This window comes from Rhizobium halophilum, from assembly GCF_021648825.1.
Taxonomy (GTDB): Bacteria; Pseudomonadota; Alphaproteobacteria; order Rhizobiales; family Rhizobiaceae; genus Neorhizobium; species Neorhizobium halophilum.
Genome location: NZ_JAKJHS010000007.1, coordinates 164,562 through 181,538, shown reverse-complemented (window position 1 = coordinate 181,538; position 16,977 = coordinate 164,562). Strand labels below are relative to the sequence as shown.

The following is a 16,977-nucleotide window of genomic DNA, read 5'->3' as shown; positions in this document are numbered from 1 at the left end:
TTTGTTTATAGATTGAGCCTATGAAAGCTGCTGGGCGGTGGTGTCCATCCAGGCGCGGTGGCGCTGCTCGTCAGCGAGGGCTTTCTGGAGAAAGGCCTTTGACTTCGGCACCGCTTCCTGGTGCTGAGAAGCCTTCTCATAAGCAGTCACCGTGTCGTCCTCATTCGTTTTCATCGCCTTGAGGATTGCGGCATCGCCCATCAAGTCTGCCAAGGCGATCTTTCCGGTGGTCAACATCTGCTTCATGTCACCTTCCGTCGGCGCGTCGATGCCCAATTCCCGCGCCATCTCGTGCAATACCTCGAGATGCTGCAGGTGGTCCTGACGGAACGCGGCGATCTGCGTGCTCAGGGCCTTGTCATCCAGTCGCTCGATCGTGGATTCATATGCGGCAATCGCATCGTGCTCGAGGTAGATCAGGTTGGTCACGAGCTTCTCGATGCTCGATTCGGTGCCCACCATGGTGACCATGTCTTCGCTCCTTGTTTGATCTCAACACCCAGTTGAAACCCGCTCGGAGCGGCTGTGTTCCCATGAAGCTAGGGGCGGTCGCGCGAACGTAGGCGAAATTGTCGCCTTGCCCTGCAACGCTTGTTAAAACTGCCTCCCCGTTGGGGGAGGCAGGAATGCGGCCGAGATCAGAACTTATAGTTCACGCCAGCCTTGATGGTGTGGTCGCTGACATTTGTTTCCGAGGTGGTCGTGCTGCCGGTGGGGAAGCTGCGAACATCGCCGGTGCGCGTATAGTTGTACTCCACACGTCCGGAAATCTGGTCGTTGAATTTCTGCTCGACGCCAGCACCGATCAGCCAGCCAGGCTTCCAACCGTCAGGGCCTTCCGTAGAGCCCGAGTCACGCAGGCTGGTCATCGTGCCGCCGGCCGTTCCGTAGATCAAGGTGTCACCGAGCGGGGCACCTACCCTGGCTTTCGCCGCCAGCCGGTACCGTTCGCGGAGTTCGCCCCCCGGAACGTCAACTTCCGTGTCGCCCATATGGGAAAGCTCAACTTCGCCGCCGACGACCGCGCCGCCCATTTCGGCGTTGTAGCCGCCCTGGATACCACCCATGAACTCCTTTTCGCCGGAGAACGGGCCGCCATGATCAGAACTCGTGCCGGCATGGAGACCGACATAGGCGCCGGTCCAGCCGCCTGAAGAGACGGAGGGCGAGTCGTAGCTCGGAGCGGGTTCAGAATAGGTAAGATCGGCGGCACCAGCAGGTGTGGCGAATGCGGCGACGAGCGCCAGCGCGAAGGGCGTCTTGTTCCTGGTCATAATTTACTCCGTACAGTGCCTGCATGACGTCCGGGCAGGCAGTTACTCATTACACGTTTGCATACGCGGCGGCGGCCGCCCCATCAGCCCTTCGTGACCATCCGCCGTGAAGCTTCCCTCAACTTGTCAGCAAACGATAAAGGTTCTCTTAACTGACTGCCCGCGCAGAGCTGGCCCTCGCCCGTCGTCAGTCACGAAATCGCGAGTAAAAAGCAGTGCAGCGTGAACCCAAAGAAAAAGGAAAGGGCGGCCAATCGCCGCCCTTGATCACTGACTTGGCTATAATCTGATTACTGCAGAAAGCGAGGTAGCTGTGTTGCGCCGGCGGCAGCACCGTTGAGTTCATGGCTGGCTGCAGCGACCGCGGCTTCGCCGCCATCCAGGCCTGTGGCAACGACGGAGACACGGAACTTGCCGTCCAGTTCGCGGTCGAAGATGGCGCCCACGACAATATCGGCGTCATCCATGACTTCATCGCGAATCCGACTGGCGGCTTCATCCACTTCAAAGAGGGTCATGTCGGAGCCGCCGGAGATGGAGATCAGCACCCCTTTGGCGCCCTTCATGGAGATCTCGTCGAGCAGCGGATTGGCGATTGCCGCCTCGGCGGCAACCAACGCCCGACCGTCACCCGAAGCCTCCCCCGTGCCCATCATTGCTCGCCCCATGCCTTTCATCACTGACTTGACGTCTGCAAAATCGAGATTGATCAGGCCTTCCTTGACGATCAGATCAGTGATGCAGCCAACGCCGGAGAAGAGGACCTTGTCGGCGGTCATGAAGGCATCTGCGAACGTGGTCTTCGCGTCGGCGATGCGGAAAAGGTTCTGGTTCGGAATAACGATCACCGTATCGGCAGCGCGCCGTAGTTCCTCGATCCCCGCCTCCGCCGTTTTCATACGGCGATTGCCTTCGAATGTGAATGGCTTGGTGACCACGCCGACCGTCAGGATGCCGGCATTGCGCGCCGCCTGAGCAATCACCGGTGCTGCGCCCGTGCCGGTGCCGCCGCCCATACCCGCGGTCACAAAGCACATGTGGCAGCCGGAGAGATGATCCATGATCTCGTCGATGGATTCCTCCGCAGCAGCGCGTCCGATCTCCGGCAGCGATCCTGCTCCGAGGCCCTCCGTCACTGCCGTCCCCAACTGAATGCGCCGCGTGGCCTTCGATGTCGCGAGCACTTGGGCATCAGTGTTGGCAGCGATGAACTCAACCCCTTCAAGATGCTCGGCGATCATGTTGTTGATGGCGTTGCCGCCACCTCCGCCGACACCGACCACGGTAATCTTCGGCCGCATTTCCTTGATCGAGTGCTTGATGTCGTCCGACATGGAGAGGTCCCTCTGCGCGATTTCTTGCGGCATGCCGCCCCTGGCATCACCGAATCGATTACCAGATTATGCTCGCAACAAGGCAGAGGCTGGGCAAAAGAACAAGAGAGAGAGCCCTGCCCGCCGTTTCCCCTGCTGCAACACGCATAAGGAAACTTGCCGCAGATGATCTTTGCCCTGACGGCCGCGGCCTATAGTTCTTGAGAGAGGCAAGAAAAAACCCTGCCGGAGGGAACGGCAGGGCAAGACTGGAGGTCATTTATTGTTTTACGGCGGCAGCAGGGGGGAATGCCGCCTCTTATGAAGTCTAGATATGTACTCGATCGCGCTCTCGCCAGTAACGCAGCCTCATTCGAGGGGCGATCCTCTTGGCAATGAACGGCGTCGCTACGAATGCGACAACAATCCAGCCCGGTAGAAGATACTTGGCGTGATCATTCAAAGCGGGGATAGACAGAATGGCGACTGCGCCGAAGCCGAACACGACCGCATTCACCATCAGCGATGCAATCGCTGTCAGATAGGTCTGTGTCTTGATCTTCTCCATCGCATCAGCCTTGGTTTGCTGTGGGAAAAACACGCCAAGGGCCGTCCGGTTCCACAATTCCTTAAGAGAAGGCTGCTAAAGAGGGCTCTCAAACAGCATAACCGAGGCTGACCGTGGCAGCACCGTCTTTCCGTTTCAAACACTACGACCTTAGAGGACAGCGGGCCGGTACCGTCGTCGAAGTTACGCTCAACGCCGTCAACAACGTGCGCCTGATGACCTCGGGCAACTTCCAGCGGTTCAAGGAACTTCTGGACTTCAAGTATATCGGCGGCGTCGCCAAGAAATCGCCAATCCGGCTTGTGGTGCCGGAAGACGGACAGTGGAACCTGATCGTCGACATGGAAGGGCATCACGTCCTGGCCGATTCCGCCGTCAAAGTGACACCGCCACCAGCGGTGCAGCGCCGAGCGTCCTAGGGCTCGCCGCGCTCCCTGCGGAGCTTCGCCCACCAGTCCAGACGCTTGCGGATCTCACGCTCGAAGCCGCGCTCGGGTGGATCGTAGAAGAGCTTTCGCCCCATTTTTTCCGGGAAATAGTTCTGCCCGGAGAACCCATCCGGCTCATCATGGTCATAGCGGTAGCCTTCGCCATAACCTTCGCCCTTCATCAGCTTTGTTGGTGCATTGAGGATGTGCTTGGGTGGCAGTAGCGAGCCATGCTCCTTGGCTGCACGCATGGCCGCCTTGTAGGCCACATAGACACCGTTCGACTTGGGCGCCGTCGCGAGATACACACATGCCTGGGCAAGTGCCAGTTCTCCTTCGGGCGATCCAAGGTAGTCGTAGGCGTCCTTTGCAGCATTGCAGATGACAAGTGCCTGGGGATCGGCCAGTCCAATATCCTCAACGGCCATGCGTACCAGACGCCTTCCGAGGTAGAGCGGGTCTTCGCCGGCATCGAACATGCGTGCCAGATAGTAAAGGGCTGCATCCGGATCGGAGCCCCGGACGGACTTATGGAGCGCCGAAATGAGGTTGTAATGGCCGTCCTGTCCCTTGTCGTAGACCGGGGCTCGCCGTTGCACGATCTGCGTCAGACCGGTCGTGTCAAACACCTCCCCCGCCCGTGCTGCGCGCCAGACTTCCTCGGCCAGCGTGAGCACCGCACGCCCGTCTCCATCTGCCATGCGGATCAGGCTTGCGCGGGCACCTGCATCGAGAGGCAGAGGCCGGTTTCCGACCTGCTCGGCGCGCTTCAGCAATTCCTCAAGGCTCGCCTCATCATGAGCACGAAAGGTCAGAACGCGGGCACGCGACAGAAGGGCAGCATTCAGCTCGAAGCTCGGATTTTCGGTGGTGGCGCCGACGAGGATGATGGTCCCGTCCTCCATCACCGGCAGGAAGCTATCCTGCTGGGCCTTGTTGAAGCGGTGGATCTCGTCGACGAAGAGCAAGGTCTGCCGCCCTTCCATCCGCCGCATCCGCGCCGCCTCAAACACCTTCTTCAAGTCGGCCACGCCAGAGAAGATCGCAGAAATCTGTTCGAAGGCGAGCCCGGCCTCGCCCGACAGAAGTCGAGCAACGGTTGTCTTGCCCGTGCCGGGCGGCCCCCAGAAGACCATCGATCCCAATGACCCGGCATCGATCATCCGCCTGAGCACGCCGTCTTCGCCCGTGAGATGCTGCTGCCCTGCCACCTCGCCCAGCGACTTCGGCCGCAGCCGATCAGCGAGCGGCCGCCGATTGGCAAGCTCATCCGGGATCGTTGGTGCGAAGAGATCGCCGTTCATCGGAAGAACTGCCGGATCCGTTGGCCCTCACGCTCAATCTCGACCCGCCAAAAGCCCGGATCATCGTCAAGCATGCGTTCCATGGCTCGGGTCGAGGCAACTGCAAGGCCGTTCAGGGAGACAATCATGTCCTTTGGTCGGAAGCCAAGCCGGCTGCTCGGCGACCCGCGTGCCACATCAACAACCACGACGCCCGTCTTGTCCGTCGGCATCCGCAGTTCCTGCGCAAGTCGCGGCGAAAGATTTGCCACACGAAGTCCGGCGAAGGGATTTCGACCTTCAAGGAGACGCTCGTCCCGCGGCGGGGTCTCCGGCGCCGTGTTCAGCGCAATGGTGACCTTACGCGTCCCCCCAGCTTGCTGTACCGTCAATTCCGCCTGGCGGCCGAGGCCCGCCGTGGTGAGGCGATAGCCGAGAGCATCCGGATGCTCCACCTGCACGTCGTTGACGGCCGTGACGACCTCGCCCGGCGTGAGCCCGGCGCTGGCGGCGGGCCCTCCTTCAACCACTGCCACCACAAGGGCACCGCGGGCGGCCTTCAGGCCCAATGCCTCGGCGACGTCAGACGTGACAGCCTCGAAGCTCGCGCCAATGTAGGGACGTTCGAAAGTCTCGTCCCCCTCCTCCGCCGCAGCCACGAAGACCTTCACCAGATTTGCCGGGATGGCAAAGCCGATGCCGTTCGACCCGCCGCCGCGGGAAAAGATCGCCGTGTTGATGCCGATCAGCTCGCCGCGCATGTTCATCAAGGCGCCGCCCGAATTGCCGGGGTTGATCGACGCATCTGTTTGTATGAAGAAACCGAAATCACCGGGCGTGACTTGGTTTCGGGCGAGAGCGGAGACGATGCCGCTTGTGACCGTTTGGCCGACCCCGAACGGATTGCCTACCGCAAGGACCAGATCGCCCACTTCGACGGCATCGGAATCACCGATCGCAAGCATCGGAAAACTTTCGCTGGTGCGTGCCCGCAAGACGGCCAGATCAAGACTCTCGTCCTTCAGGAGCACCTCTGAATCAAATTCCCGCCCGTCGGCGAGAGCGATCCTTATGTCGTCGGCACCCTCGATGACGTGATTGTTGGTCACGACCAGCCCGTCGCCGGAGACGATGACGCCCGACCCCAACGACGATTGCTTTTCCGTCCGGTTGGGCATGCGCTGGCCGAAGAACTGCTCGAAGAAGGGGTCGCCGGCGAAGGGGTTGAGCCGCTGGACGACTCGCTCCGCGTAAACGTTCACAACGGCACCGGCCGTCTGCTTGACCAGCGGCGCGAATGAAAGCTGTACCTCGGCCTGGCTTCTCGGCACCGCCTTCTCGGACTGGGCATGCGCGGCATCTGGCTGCAGGAGAAGCAGGGCTATAAAAGCTGCTGAAATGTAACTGCGGGTGCTCGTCATCTGATTCCTCATTGAAACCGGAACGATTTGTAGCGCGGGGCGCTGGAAAGGGAAGGCGAACCAACCACGGTGAAACCACTGCGTTCATTGCGGATTACAGGAAGATCAACATGCACCCATTTCGACCCCATTATGACCGTGGCTTCCACAGCACCGTCTCTTGCGTATTTACCTTCCTGTCTCTGTCGCTCTTCACGTCCGCGAGTGCTTCCGCGGCCAGCTTTGACTGCAACCGGGCGGATCTGGCCACCGACGAACGAGTGATCTGCGAGAACCGCGTGTTAAACGATGCCGATGTCCGGATGGTCACCACCTTCGACCTCCTCTCAGGGCTACTTGCCATGGGCGCGCGCGGCAGCATGCAGGATCGCCAAGTGGAATGGTTGTCGAAACGCCAGGCCTGCGGCGCAGAGATCGCCTGCCTCACCAGCGCGTATCAGGAACGCCAGAAGGAACTCCGGGACATCTACAACGAGATGCCGAGGCATTCTTGAGTTCAGGATGCAGGAGCACCCGTCATGCGAACGGCATCAACAGGAGCTTCTATTCCGGCAGGATGCGCACCGCACCCTTGTCGGCACTCGAGGCGAAGGCGGCGTAGGCTTTCAGTGCCGTGGTGACATTGCGCTTGCGCGGCACCACCGGCTTCCAGCCTGTTCTGTCTTGTTCTGTACGCCGCTGTGCCAGCTCAGCATCCGAGACCAGCAGGTTGATGGAGCGGTTGGGGATGTCGATCTCGATCATGTCGCCTTCGCGCACCAGGCCAATTGCTCCGCCGTTGGCGGCTTCCGGTGAGGCGTGGCCAATCGAGAGGCCGGAGGTACCGCCGGAGAAGCGGCCGTCGGTGACGAGCGCGCAGGCCTTGCCGAGGCCCTTCGACTTCAGGTAGCTCGTCGGATAGAGCATTTCCTGCATGCCCGGGCCGCCCTTGGGTCCTTCGTAGCGGATGACGACGACATCGCCGGCGACGATCTCGTTGTTGAGGATCGCCTTGACGGAGGCATCCTGGCTTTCGAACACGCGCGCCGGCCCGGTGAACTTCAGGATCGACTCGTCGACGCCGGCCGTCTTCACGATGCAGCCATCGAGCGCGATGTTGCCGTAGAGAACCGCCAAGCCGCCGTCCTTGGAGAACGGGTTCTTGACTGAGCGGATGACGCCCTGTTCGCTGTCGGTATCGAGTTCATCCCATCGTGACGACTGCGAGAAGGCAACCTGCGTCGGCACGCCGCCCGGTGCCGCCTTGTAGAAATTGCGAACGGTCTCGCTGTTGGTGCGGGTGATATCCCAGCGGTCGATAGCATCGCCGAGAGTTTCCTCGTGCACCGTCCTGCAGTCGCGGTTCAGCAAGCCGCCCCGGTCCAGTTCGCCGAGGATGCGCATGATGCCGCCGGCGCGGTGAACGTCTTCCATGTGGACGTCGCTCTTGGCGGGAGCCACCTTGGACAGGCATGGCACCTTGCGCGACAGGCGGTCGATGTCGTCGAGAGTGAAATCGACGCCGCCCTCATAGGCCGCCGCGAGGATGTGCAGGACCGTGTTCGTGGAGCCGCCCATGGCGATGTCGAGCGCCATGGCGTTTTCGAAGGCTTCCTTGGTGGCGATCGAGCGCGGCAGGATGCTGTAATCGTCCTGCTCGTAATGGCGCCGGGCAAGATCGACGATCAGGTGGCCCGCTTCGACGAAGAGGCGCTTACGGTCCGCGTGGGTGGCGAGCGTCGAGCCATTGCCTGGCAGGGACAGCCCGAGCGCCTCGGTCAAGCAGTTCATCGAATTGGCCGTGAACATGCCCGAGCACGAGCCGCAGGTCGGACAGGCGGCGCGCTCGATCGCCTGGACATCGGCGTCGGACATCGCCTCGTCGGCAGCGGCGACCATGGCGTCGACCAGATCCAGCGCAACAGTCTTGCCCTGGAGGACGACCTTGCCGGCCTCCATCGGGCCGCCGGAAACGAAGACGGCGGGGATGTTGAGGCGCATGGCGGCCGAGAGCATGCCGGGGGTGATCTTGTCGCAGTTGGAAATGCAGACCATGGCATCGGCGCAGTGTGCATTGACCATGTATTCGACCGAGTCGGAGATGATCTCGCGCGACGGCAGCGAGTAGAGCATTCCGTCATGACCCATGGCGATACCGTCGTCCACGGCAATGGTATTGAACTCCTTGGCAACACCGCCGGCCGCCTCGATCTCACGAGCGACAAGCTGGCCAAGATCCTTCAGGTGAACGTGGCCTGGGACGAACTGCGTGAAGGAGTTTACGACCGCGATGATCGGCTTGCCGAAATCGCTGTCCTTCATGCCTGTGGCGCGCCACAGGCCGCGCGCACCAGCCATGTTACGGCCGTGGGTCGTGGTTCTGGAACGATAGGCGGGCATGTTTTCTTCCTCGGTCTTGTTTTCGGCTGTGCGCAAAGCCGTCATTTGCACAGCAATTTTGCTGTTTCCTACCCTAATATCGGCAGAGGGTCACTAGCATCGAGCGCCGAAACGGTACTCTCCGGTACGCCTCACGCGAATGTGCCCTGCTACTCACCTGTGAAACAACTCGGCTCCGCGTTACGTATAGAGGTAAATAGCCGCTCCCGAGGAGACCGTCATGCCTGTCTATCATCCGCCTCGTATCGCCGCGTCGGAGATCACGCCACGTGAGATCTACATGTCGCGCCGCAAATTTATGGGGACCGCCGCGGCCGGTTTGGTAGTGGCCGGTGCCAGTTCTGCCCTTGCCGCGCCACTGGCGGGCTCCCCCAGCACTTTCTCCACCGACGAAACGCTCACGCCGAAGGAAGCGGTGACGAGCTACAACAACTTCTATGAGTTCGGCACCGCCAAGAGCGATCCTGCCCAGAATTCAGGTCAGTTCGATCCTCTGCCCTGGTCGGTCAAGGTGGACGGCCTGGTCGGCAAGCCGCGCGAGTTCGGCATGGACGAACTGATTAAGATGCCGCTCGAAGACCGGGTCTACCGGCTGCGCTGCGTCGAGGGCTGGTCGATGGTGATCCCCTGGATCGGCTTTCCCCTGGCTGCCCTCCTCGACCAGGTTGAACCGCTCGGCAGCGCCAAGTATGTTTCCTTCGAGACAATCGTCCGCCCGGAGCAGATGCCAGGCCAGACGGGGTTCTTTCAGCCGCTGGAATGGCCCTATGTCGAAGGACTTCGTCTCGACGAAGCTCGCCACCCACTGACGATCCTTGCCGTCGGCCTTTACGGCGAAACACTGCCGAACCAGAACGGCGCCCCGATCCGGCTCGTCGTTCCTTGGAAATACGGTTTCAAGAGCATCAAGTCGATCGTCAAGATCTCGCTTGTTGAGGAACAGCCGCAGACGACTTGGAAGAACTCAAACGCGCGGGAATACGGCTTCTATTCCAACGTGAACCCGGAGGTCGATCACCCGCGCTGGAGCCAGGCGACCGAACAGCGGATCGGCGAAGGCGGCTTCTTTTCCGTCGCCAACCGGCCGACGCTCAAGTTCAACGGCTATGCGGACGAGGTTGCCAGCCTCTACGAGGGCATGGACCTCAAGGCTAACTTCTGATGACCGTTATTCCATCGCTGCCACGCAGGCTGCACGGGCCGAGCATCTGGGCGCTCTATGTGATCGGGCTCTGTCCTGCAGCCTGGTATTTCTATCAAGGTGCGACGGGCGGACTTGGGGTCAACCCAGTCAAGACCTTCGAGCACCTGCTGGGCATTTGGGCGCTGCGCTTCCTGATCGCGACCCTCGCGATCACACCGCTGCGCGACATCGCGGGGATCAACTGGCTGCGTTACCGCCGTGGGCTTGGGCTTCTCGCCTTCTACTACGTGCTGATGCACTTCGCGGTGTGGCTGATCCTCGATCGCGGCCTGGACTTCAGCTCGATTGCCGGCGACATCGTCAAGCGGCCCTACATCACCATCGGCATGGTCTGCCTCGTCTCCCTCGCGCCGCTTGCGGCCACATCGAACAACTGGTCGATCCGACGGCTGGGCCCGCGCTGGAGCAAACTGCACCAGCTGATCTATCCCGTCGCGCTGGGTGGAGCGCTCCACTACCTGCTGGCCGTCAAATCGGTGACGTTCCAGCCGTTCATCCATATCGCCCTGGTTGCCGTGCTGCTGGCCTACAGGCCGCTGCGAAAGCCATTCCTGGGGTGGAAGCGCGGCAGCAAGCCCAGCGTGGCACGAGCCACCCGGTGAGCTGAACGTCAGACCGACCGCATAAGGCCGCCGTCGACCTTGAGGTTCTGGCCAGTAATATAACCGGCACCCTCGGAGGCGAGGAAGGCAACCGTTGCAGCGATCTCCTCGCTCTTGCCGTAACGCTTCATCGGGACGCTGCCGCGTCGCTCCTCCGTGGCGGGCAGACTGTCGACCCAGCCCGGCAGGACGTTGTTCATCCGCACGTTGTCTGGCGCGTATTCGTCGGCAAAGATTTTTGTATAGGCCGACAGCCCCGCGCGAAACACCGCCGACGTCGGAAACATGGCGTTTGGCTCAAAGGTCCAGGCCGTGGAGATATTGACGATGCTGCCCGATTTCTGCGCCTGCATGATCGGGGCGACGAGACGAACGGAGCGGATCACGTTCATGAGATAGACGTCGAGACCCACATGCCATTGTTCATCAGTGATCTCGAGGATCTGCGCCCTCGGTCCGTGGCCGGCACTATTGACCAGGACATCGATACGGCCCCATCGTTCCATCGTCGCGTTGACCAGCCGCGTCAGGTCCTCATTCGATTGATTTGAGCCGGTAACACCTACGCCACCCAGTTCCTGCGCGAGCGCCTCGCCTTTGCCTGATGAGGAGAGAATTCCGACCCTGTAACCTTCGGTCGCAAGTCGTCGGGCGGATGCAGCTCCCATGCCGCTACCGCCAGCCGTCACAATCGCTACCTTCTCCATCGACTCGATCCTCTCTGGACTGACTTTGGAGGAGGAGTAGCTTGGGTGGAAGCCGGTGACAACGGTTCGCCTGGATGCCGGTTGGAGGCACGGCGTGAAACAAAAAAGCCGGGCGTTTCCACCCGGCTCTTTGATAGGTCATCCGACGGATGATTAAGCGGCTTCGGCAGCTTCTGCCTCTGCAGCAACGCGAGCCTTGTCGGCTGCGCCCTTGGCGTTGACGTCGCGCTCAACGAACTCGATGACGGCGAGCGGGGCGTTGTCGCCCTGGCGGAAGCCGGCCTTCATGATGCGCAGGTAGCCGCCGTTGCGGGTCGCGTAACGCGAGGCAATGGCGTCGAACAACTTGCGGACGGCGTCCTGGTCCTGGATCTGCGAGATCGCCTGGCGGCGAGCGTGCAGGTCGCCACGCTTGCCGAGCGTCACGAGCTTCTCGACGATCGGACGGATTTCCTTGGCCTTGGGCAAGGTGGTGAGAATCTGCTCATGGGTGATGAGCGAAGCCGCCATGTTGGCGAACATCGCCTTACGGTGGCTTGCGGTGCGGTTGAGCTTGCGGCCCGAATTTCCGTGGCGCATGTCTGGTCTCCTTCACTTGCAGGCATTCGCCTGCAGTCTGATCAGTTAGTATTGGTCTTCGTAACGCTTGGCGAGATCTTCGATGTTTTCCGGCGGCCAGGCGGGAACTTCCATGCCGAGATGGAGGCCCATGGACGCCAGAACTTCCTTGATCTCGTTCAGCGACTTGCGACCGAAATTCGGAGTGCGCAGCATTTCCGCCTCGGTCTTCTGGATGAGGTCGCCGATATAGACGATGTTGTCGTTCTTCAGGCAGTTCGCCGAACGGACAGAAAGCTCCAGTTCGTCGACCTTCTTGAGCAGCGCCGGGTTGAAGGCGAGCTCAGTGACGGCTTCTTCCTGGACGTCCTTCTGCGGCTCGTCGAAATTGACGAAGACGCCGAGCTGGTCCTGCAGGATGCGAGCAGCGAAGGCCACAGCATCTTCACCAGTGACCGAACCATCGGTCTCGATGGTCATCGAAAGTTTGTCATAGTCCAGAACCTGTCCTTCACGGGTGTTTTCCACCTTGTAGGACACCTTCTTGACCGGCGAATAGAGGCTGTCGACCGGGATGAGGCCGATCGGCGCATCTTCCGCACGGTTACGCTCGGCGGGGACATAGCCCTTGCCGTTGTTGACCGTGAACTCCATGCGGATCTCCGCCCCCTCGTCGAGGGTGCAGATCACGTGGTCGGGGTTCAGGATCTCGATATCGCCAACCGTCTGGATGTCGCCAGCGGTCACGGCGCCCGGGCCCTGCTTGCGCACGACCATGCGCTTGGCATCGTCGCCATCCATCTTGATGGCGATTTCCTTGATGTTGAGCACGATGTCCGTCACATCTTCCCGAACGCCGGGGATGGAGGAGAACTCGTGCAGAACGCCGTCGATCTGAACGGCGGTGACAGCAGCACCGCGCAGCGACGACAGAAGCACGCGACGCAGGGCGTTGCCGAGCGTGAGGCCGAAGCCCCGCTCAAGCGGCTCTGCAACCAGCGTTGCCTTCGTGCGGCCAGACGAGGTGAACTCCACCTTGTTCGGCTTGATCAGTTCCTGCCAGTTCTTCTGGATCATGTTTTAAACCTTCCGTTCGTTGCCACCATCCAATCGTGGCAACCGAGCATGAGAAGCACCGAGTGAGGCAATACCCTTCGGCGGTACGGCAAAACCGCCAGACTTCGCGAACGAAGTGAGGCGGCATTACGCAAGTCAATGCGACACGACCTACGAAAGTCGGCGCACCCGATGATTAGACGCGGCGCTTCTTGCGCGGGCGGCAACCATTGTGCGGGATTGGGGTCACGTCACGGATCGAGGTGATCATGAAGCCGGCAGCCTGGAGCGCGCGCAGAGCCGATTCACGACCGGAACCCGGACCGCAAACTTCCACTTCCAGCGACTTCATGCCGTGTTCCTGGGCCTTCTTGGCGCAATCTTCAGCAGCGATCTGGGCTGCAAACGGTGTCGACTTGCGCGATCCCTTGAAGCCCTTGGCACCAGCGGACGACCAGGCAATCGCATTGCCCTGTGCGTCGGTGATGGTGATCATGGTGTTGTTGAACGTCGAGTTGACGTGGGCAACGCCCGACGTGATGTTCTTGCGTTCGCGACGGCGGACGCGGGTGGCTTCCTTGGCCATGGTCTTCCTTTCGTTGATCTCGTCACCGCCGTAGTTCCAGCGGCTCCACCGGGATCAGGCTCTTGCCTCACCCCAAACTCAAAAAGAGGCCAGCGAGCAATCGCCAGCCTCCCTCACCCGGAGAACCGGGAGATTACTTCTTCTTACCGGCAATCGCCTTGGCCGGACCCTTGCGGGTGCGAGCATTGGTATGCGTGCGCTGACCGCGAACCGGAAGGCCGCGACGATGACGCAGGCCACGGTAGCAACCGAGATCCATCAGACGCTTGATGTTCATCGAGGTCTCGCGACGCAGGTCACCTTCGACCTGGTAGTCGCGGTCGATGGTTTCGCGGATCTGCAAAACTTCTGCATCGGTCAGCTGATGAACACGACGTTCAGCCGGAATACCGACTTTCTCGACGATTTCCTGTGCGAATTTCGGGCCGATCCCGTGAATATACGTCAACGCGATAACGACGCGCTTCGCAGTCGGGATGTTGACGCCAGCGATACGTGCCACGTCTATTCTCCTTGCGTTCCAGTTGCCATCCGGCAAGTGGTGCTTCTTCCATGACAGCAGTCGCTGCGCGACCGCCAGTTCAAATCCTATCCGAAAAGGCCAAACGACCGTGTCCGGAAACCCTTGTCGGGAGGTCCGCACCGATCGCATTGCTTTCGCGAGTTGGCGCGGTGTTAGCGGAATCGGTTAAAAAAAGCAACCGGCCCCGCCAAGATTCTTCGGTGTCGTTATCCATTCGCTCAAAGAGCGGACAGAACCTTTTCGATCTCGGCCGTTACGGTATCCATCTCGGCCATGCCGTCGACCGTCTTCAACTTGCCCTTGGCATAGTAGTAGCCGATCAGCGGAGCCGTGCTCTTGTAATAGGCTCGCAGACGATCTGCATAGACATCTGCGTTGTCGTCCTTGCGGACCGACCCGCCAGCGGCTTTCGTCTCCTCGGCACGTCGCAGGATACGCCCGACCATGGCCGAATCGTCGACCGCCAGTTCGATCGCAACGTCCAGCGCCTGCCCCTTGCTTCTCAGCATGGCATCCACGGCATCTGCCTGCACCAAAGTGCGGGGGTAGCCGTCGAGAATGAACCCGCGAGCACAGTCCGGCGCATCGATCCGTTCGGAAACGATAGCGTTGACAATATCGTCGGAGACGAGTTGGCCAGCGTCCATCACTTCTTTGGCACGCTTACCGACATCCGTTTGAGCCGCCACGGCTGCACGCAGCATGTCACCGGTAGAGAGCTGAGGTATACCGTGCTTCTCCACGATCCGCTGGGCCTGGGTCCCCTTCCCCGCGCCCGGCGGTCCCAAAAGAATTAGTCTCATCGTCCCCTCTTTCCTCCACGCAACTTCGACTTCTTGATCAGGCCCTCATACTGCTGGGCAATCAGGTGCCCCTGAACCTGAGCAACGGTATCGAGGGTTACACTGACAACGATCAAAAGCGAAGTACCACCAAGGGCTAACGGTACCCCCGTGCGGGCTATCAACAGCTCCGGCAGCACGCAGACGAAAACAAGATAGGCCGCACCCACGACGGTGATCCGGGTGAGGACGTAGTCAATGTACTCAGCCGTTCTTTCGCCGGGACGAATGCCGGGGATGAAGCCCCCGTGCTTCTTCAGATTGTCGGCCGTGTCCTTCGGGTTGAAAACGATTGCAGTATAGAAGAAGGCGAAGAAGGCAATCAACAGACCATAGAGGACCATGAAAGCAGGCTGCCCGTGGCCCAGCGCGGATATGATGGTCGTTGCCCAACCCGGCATGTCGGTGTTGCCTGCAAATCCTGCGGCGGTCGCCGGCAGAAGCAAGAGCGAAGAAGCGAAGATCGCCGGAATCACACCCGCCGTGTTCAGCTTAAGTGGCAGGTGCGAGGTGTCGCCCTGGAACATGCGGTTGCCGACCTGACGCTTGGGATACTGGATCAACAGGCGGCGCTGGGCACGCTCGACGAACACAATCAGCATAATCACCGCGATTGCGACGAGGATGACCAAGAGAATCAGAGCCGTTGACAAAGCACCGGTCCGACCAAGCTCCAGTGTTCCTGCCAAAGCAGTCGGCAGCGCCGCCACGATGCCGGCGAAGATGATCAGCGAAATGCCGTTGCCGATGCCGCGCGCGGTGATCTGTTCGCCCAGCCACATCAGGAACATAGTGCCCCCAACAAGCGTGACGACCGTGGAGATACGGAAGAACCAGCCTGGATCGAGGACCAGACCGTTGCCGCTTTCCAATCCTACCGCAATCCCATAGGCCTGAAGCGTGCCGAGCAAAACTGTGCCGTAGCGCGTGTACTGATTAATAACCTTGCGGCCCTGCTCGCCCTCCTTCTTGAGAGCCTCAAGCGAGGGAACCACGGAGGTCATCAGCTGCACGATGATCGACGCGGAGATATATGGCATGATGCCGAGCGCGAAGATCGCCATGCGCTCGACGGCGCCACCGGCAAACATGTTGAAGAGGCCGAGAATACCGCCAGCCTGGCCGCGGAAGGCCTGTGCATAGGCTTCGGGGTTCAGACCCGGGAGCGGGATGTGTGTCCCCAGCCGGTAGACAAGGAGCGCCGCCAGCGTGAACCACAGTCGCTTCTTGAGATCCTCCGCCTTGGCGAAGGTCGAAAAATTAAGGTTGGAGGCAAGTTGTTCCGCTGCAGAAGCCATGCATTTCTCCGCCTGACCAATTCCGGCGGCGGTCTAGCCGGGCCCGGAAAGCAGTCCACATTCAGTTTCTGAAAACGGGCGGGGATCGCGGATGCAATCGGTGCCTCACCCTATTTTCCGTATGGTTCCGGAAAGCGCGACCGTGCGATCGGTCCCGGAATCGTGAGGCTCACATATGGGAGCAAAATCGCCCGGTGTGAAGCACGCCGGGCGATTCAGAAGTGTTTACTCGGCAGCAGCTGCTTCCGGAAGCTTGATGGACCCACCGGCCTTTTCGATCTTCTCGACGGCGGCCTTGGAGGCGCCGGCGGCTTCGATCGTGACTTTGGCCTTCAGTTCCCCGTCCGACAGAACGCGGACGCCGTCCTTCGGGCGACGGATCACACCTGCAGCCTTCAGGGCAGCGGCATCGATCGTGCCCTTCGGGTCGAGCTTCTTGGCATCGATCGCAGCCTGGATCCGGCCGAGCGAAACGGTGACGAAGTCGGATGCGAAGATGTTGTTGAAGCCGCGCTTGGGCAGGCGACGATAGATCGGCATCTGGCCGCCCTCGAAGCCGTTGATGGCGACGCCCGAACGGGACGACTGCCCCTTCACGCCGCGACCACCGGTCTTGCCCGAGCCCGATCCGATACCGCGACCAACGCGCTTCCGGTTCTTGCTGGCACCTTCGTTGTCTTTGATTTCATTCAGTTTCATGATGACTTCCCCCGTCTCACTTCTCGTCGACGACGCGAACGAGATGCTGGACAGCACGGATCATGCCGCGAACCGACGGAGTGTCCTCCAGGGTGCGGACCCGGTGCATCTTGTTGAGCCCGAGACCGATCAGCGTCTGACGCTGCACAGCAGGGCGGCGGATGGGGCTACCGATCTGTTCGACCGTAACCGTCTTGTTAGCTTGTGCCTGAGTAGCTTTCTTAGCCATGATCGCT

Annotated in this window: 20 protein-coding genes; 4 read left to right on the top strand and 16 right to left on the bottom strand. The window is 60.7% G+C overall.

Annotation, left to right across the window (positions count from 1 at the left end; translation table 11 throughout):
• Positions 1 to 18 precede the first annotated feature (18 nt).
• From LXM96_RS14795 to LXM96_RS14780, 4 genes are all read right to left on the bottom strand, one after another.
• On the bottom strand, positions 19 to 471 hold the full coding sequence (locus LXM96_RS14795; RefSeq protein ID WP_239999316.1) for a DUF2383 domain-containing protein: 453 nt from the start codon (positions 469 to 471) through the stop codon (positions 19 to 21).
• A gap of 167 nt (positions 472 to 638) precedes the next feature.
• On the bottom strand, positions 639 to 1,274 hold the full coding sequence (locus LXM96_RS14790) for an outer membrane protein (RefSeq protein WP_239999315.1): 636 nt from the start codon (positions 1,272 to 1,274) through the stop codon (positions 639 to 641).
• 290 nt (positions 1,275 to 1,564) lie between these two features.
• Complete coding sequence (ftsZ, locus tag LXM96_RS14785) at positions 1,565 to 2,608, bottom strand: cell division protein FtsZ (protein ID WP_239999367.1); 1,044 nt, start codon at positions 2,606 to 2,608, stop codon at positions 1,565 to 1,567.
• Positions 2,609 to 2,915: 307 nt separating this feature from the next.
• Entirely contained in the window at positions 2,916 to 3,155 is a 240-nt protein-coding gene (locus LXM96_RS14780; RefSeq protein WP_239999314.1) for a hypothetical protein, read from the bottom strand.
• Positions 3,156 to 3,268: 113 nt separating this feature from the next.
• Here LXM96_RS14780 and LXM96_RS14775 point away from each other — a divergent pair, with 113 nt between their 5' ends.
• Positions 3,269 to 3,574, top strand: coding sequence for a DUF1883 domain-containing protein (locus LXM96_RS14775; protein ID WP_239999313.1), 306 nt, complete (start codon positions 3,269 to 3,271; stop codon positions 3,572 to 3,574).
• Here LXM96_RS14775 and LXM96_RS14770 read toward each other — a convergent pair.
• A complete protein-coding gene (locus LXM96_RS14770; RefSeq protein ID WP_239999312.1) occupies positions 3,571 to 4,887 on the bottom strand; it encodes a replication-associated recombination protein A in 1,317 nt (438 codons plus the stop codon). The two genes, LXM96_RS14775 and LXM96_RS14770, sit on opposite strands and share 4 nt — an antisense overlap.
• Positions 4,884 to 6,287 (bottom strand): DegQ family serine endoprotease, encoded by a 1,404-nt coding sequence (locus LXM96_RS14765; RefSeq protein ID WP_239999311.1) that lies wholly within the window; start codon positions 6,285 to 6,287, stop codon positions 4,884 to 4,886. Before LXM96_RS14765 ends, LXM96_RS14770 begins: the two co-directional genes overlap by 4 nt.
• Positions 6,288 to 6,397: 110 nt before the next feature.
• Between LXM96_RS14765 and LXM96_RS14760 the strand changes: the two genes are divergently transcribed.
• On the top strand, positions 6,398 to 6,781 hold the full coding sequence (locus tag LXM96_RS14760; protein ID WP_239999310.1) for a lysozyme inhibitor LprI family protein: 384 nt from the start codon (positions 6,398 to 6,400) through the stop codon (positions 6,779 to 6,781).
• Between the two features lie 49 nt (positions 6,782 to 6,830).
• On the opposite strand, the gene ilvD is transcribed toward LXM96_RS14760, so the two are convergent.
• Positions 6,831 to 8,666, bottom strand: coding sequence for a dihydroxy-acid dehydratase (ilvD, locus tag LXM96_RS14755; protein ID WP_239999309.1), 1,836 nt, complete (start codon positions 8,664 to 8,666; stop codon positions 6,831 to 6,833).
• A 220-nt stretch (positions 8,667 to 8,886) separates the two neighbouring features.
• On the opposite strand from ilvD, the gene msrP reads away from it, so the two are divergent.
• Both msrP and msrQ read left to right on the top strand, forming a co-directional pair.
• Entirely contained in the window at positions 8,887 to 9,828 is a 942-nt protein-coding gene (gene msrP / locus LXM96_RS14750; RefSeq protein ID WP_239999308.1) for a protein-methionine-sulfoxide reductase catalytic subunit MsrP, read from the top strand.
• Positions 9,828 to 10,472 (top strand): protein-methionine-sulfoxide reductase heme-binding subunit MsrQ, encoded by a 645-nt coding sequence (msrQ, locus tag LXM96_RS14745; RefSeq protein ID WP_239999307.1) that lies wholly within the window; start codon positions 9,828 to 9,830, stop codon positions 10,470 to 10,472. Before msrP ends, msrQ begins: the two co-directional genes overlap by 1 nt.
• Positions 10,473 to 10,480: 8 nt before the next feature.
• On the opposite strand, the gene LXM96_RS14740 is transcribed toward msrQ, so the two are convergent.
• The 9 genes from LXM96_RS14740 to rpmD form a co-directional block, all read right to left on the bottom strand.
• Entirely contained in the window at positions 10,481 to 11,179 is a 699-nt protein-coding gene (locus LXM96_RS14740) for an SDR family oxidoreductase (protein ID WP_239999306.1), read from the bottom strand.
• Positions 11,180 to 11,332: 153 nt separating this feature from the next.
• Complete coding sequence (rplQ, locus tag LXM96_RS14735; RefSeq protein ID WP_239999305.1) at positions 11,333 to 11,758, bottom strand: 50S ribosomal protein L17; 426 nt, start codon at positions 11,756 to 11,758, stop codon at positions 11,333 to 11,335.
• Positions 11,759 to 11,803: 45 nt separating this feature from the next.
• On the bottom strand, positions 11,804 to 12,814 hold the full coding sequence (locus LXM96_RS14730) for a DNA-directed RNA polymerase subunit alpha (RefSeq protein WP_239999304.1): 1,011 nt from the start codon (positions 12,812 to 12,814) through the stop codon (positions 11,804 to 11,806).
• Between the two features lie 175 nt (positions 12,815 to 12,989).
• A complete protein-coding gene (rpsK, locus tag LXM96_RS14725; RefSeq protein WP_007766864.1) occupies positions 12,990 to 13,379 on the bottom strand; it encodes a 30S ribosomal protein S11 in 390 nt (129 codons plus the stop codon).
• Positions 13,380 to 13,512: 133 nt separating this feature from the next.
• Positions 13,513 to 13,881, bottom strand: a complete 369-nt coding sequence (gene rpsM / locus LXM96_RS14720; RefSeq protein ID WP_029620145.1) for a 30S ribosomal protein S13 — start codon at positions 13,879 to 13,881, stop codon at positions 13,513 to 13,515.
• A gap of 239 nt (positions 13,882 to 14,120) precedes the next feature.
• Positions 14,121 to 14,705, bottom strand: coding sequence for an adenylate kinase (locus tag LXM96_RS14715; protein WP_239999303.1), 585 nt, complete (start codon positions 14,703 to 14,705; stop codon positions 14,121 to 14,123).
• Positions 14,702 to 16,042 carry a preprotein translocase subunit SecY gene (secY, locus tag LXM96_RS14710; RefSeq protein WP_239999302.1) on the bottom strand — a complete coding sequence of 447 codons (1,341 nt, stop codon included), beginning with the start codon at positions 16,040 to 16,042 and terminating at the stop codon, positions 14,702 to 14,704. The genes LXM96_RS14715 and secY overlap by 4 nt, the downstream gene beginning before the upstream one ends.
• 225 nt (positions 16,043 to 16,267) lie before the next feature.
• On the bottom strand, positions 16,268 to 16,741 hold the full coding sequence (gene rplO, locus LXM96_RS14705; protein ID WP_239999301.1) for a 50S ribosomal protein L15: 474 nt from the start codon (positions 16,739 to 16,741) through the stop codon (positions 16,268 to 16,270).
• A gap of 16 nt (positions 16,742 to 16,757) precedes the next feature.
• The gene (gene rpmD / locus LXM96_RS14700) at positions 16,758 to 16,970 is read right to left on the bottom strand and encodes a 50S ribosomal protein L30 (protein WP_239999300.1); all 213 of its coding nucleotides are present in this window, start codon (positions 16,968 to 16,970) and stop codon (positions 16,758 to 16,760) included.
• Positions 16,971 to 16,977 lie beyond the last annotated feature (7 nt).